Genomic DNA, 1740 nt, shown 5'->3' on the forward strand with positions numbered 1-1740 from the left:
CGAGCACCTCAGTGACGGCCAGAAGGCCCTGTTCCAGCGTTATCCGCAAAGCTTCCGCATGCCGATTTACCCTAGCCACCGCGACTTTCGCACTGACTCCCTCCTAGAGAAGCTCATCAAGACAAATGCGTTGAACGCCGAAGTGGCAAACAACGGCAACGAAACCGTCAATGCCTGGGGAGCTTCACCGTTTCCCATCCCTCAGAGCGGCGTCGAATTGCTGTTCAACCACACCATGCGCGGTGGCGCCTCCACCGAGGAAGCCAACTACCTTCAGGTAGTGCGTTATTCCGACGGTAACCGCGTCACGGACAAGCTCACCTACAAGATCCAGTCAATATGGTCAGACCCCAACTACTCGCTGGAAAATGCCAATGGCGCATTCGTCAATTTCTTTACGGAAAGCCTGGCTCCGGTGCGCAAGAAAGGTGAGATCATCGTCGGCCACGAGTTCATCGACAGCTACAGTCAACAGCGTCAGGCCTGGCAATACACGCCCGGCCAGCGCCGCGTACGTCGGGCACCTACGGTCGGCTACGACACTCCGAACGGGGCTGGCGGTTTTCGCACTTTCGACGAGGATCGTCTGTTCAACGGCTCGCCGGATCGCTACGAATGGAAGATAGTCGGCAAGCGAGAGCTGTTCATCCCCTACCATAACTACCGCATCGATGCACCCGAGGTGACCATCGATCAGATTCTCTCCGTCAACGGTCATGTCGATCCCAAACTCATGCGCTACGAGAAGCATCGCGTCTGGGTGCTGGAGGGTACCCTCAAGGCCGGGGCACGGCATATCTATGCCAAGCGCGTGATGTACCTCGACGAGGATAGCTGGGCCGCCATCATGGCCGACAACTACGATGGCCGCGGCCTGCTCTGGCGCACCAACATGCAGGCCACAATCTACGCCTACGATATCCAGCGGCTTCATGCACGTCTGGGTATCTATCATGATCTGATTGCGGGCTCTTACCTGGTTGATCGCCTGCTCGATGAGCAGAAGCCAGCCTTGCTCAACGTTAGCCAGTTCCCCGCAGAAGAATTTACCCCCTCCTACCTGCGCAAGCTGGGTACCCGCTGAGACACCTCCTCAAACCGTGCTGACAGGGCATGGTTTGTCCTTCAAAGGCCTGGCCGCAGTGCGTCCGGGCCTTGCTCGTCAGAACGGCTCGTACCACTCGGGCGCCCCTTCAATCGCTCGGTAAGGCCTTGCCATCTCCCCTGGATGGTTTCGCTCAGCCATCGTCGATGCCCTGCCCATACACATCTCCCTGACCTGGTGGTATTCCGCAGCGACCAGCATCGCCACTCAAGGTCGTGGGGCACATGCAGCCGATCACAGGGTGGAACAGAGCGCTGTAGCGGCCCTTCGACGAGACCTCGGTCGCCTTCGCCAGCTGGATGATCGACAAACGCCTACCCAGGCATCGCCATGCGCGAGTCGCCCACAGAGAACGGACATCACGGAAACAGGTGCAATGCAGCATGTGCTCGGTCTGCCGGTCAGCAACGGGGTCAACAGCAACGACTCGATGCGGGAAAGGACGCAATGAAATCAGCGTAGCGCCACGCCTATACCGGGCTCAACGTGGTGACACCACCCCCATCGTCCTCCACCGATGCTCGATGCCGACAATCCGCACGCACCGCTGCCCATGGAGCGGTACGGCCTGGCGCCCCACTCGCTGAGCCAGGGACTGCGTAGGAAGCGATACGACCGCATCGGTTGGCTTGGGT

At 59.4% G+C, this 1740-nt stretch carries 1 protein-coding gene; it reads left to right on the forward strand.

Annotation, left to right across the window (positions count from 1 at the left end; all coding sequences use genetic code 11):
- A partial coding sequence (locus J0A65_RS22920; protein ID WP_206596614.1) for a DUF1329 domain-containing protein occupies positions 1-1084 on the forward strand: 1084 nt, incomplete at its 5' end.
- Between the last annotated feature and the right edge of the window lie 656 nt (positions 1085-1740).

This window comes from Bowmanella yangjiangensis, from assembly GCF_017255015.1.
GTDB classification, from domain to species: Bacteria; Pseudomonadota; Gammaproteobacteria; order Enterobacterales; family Alteromonadaceae; genus Bowmanella; species Bowmanella yangjiangensis.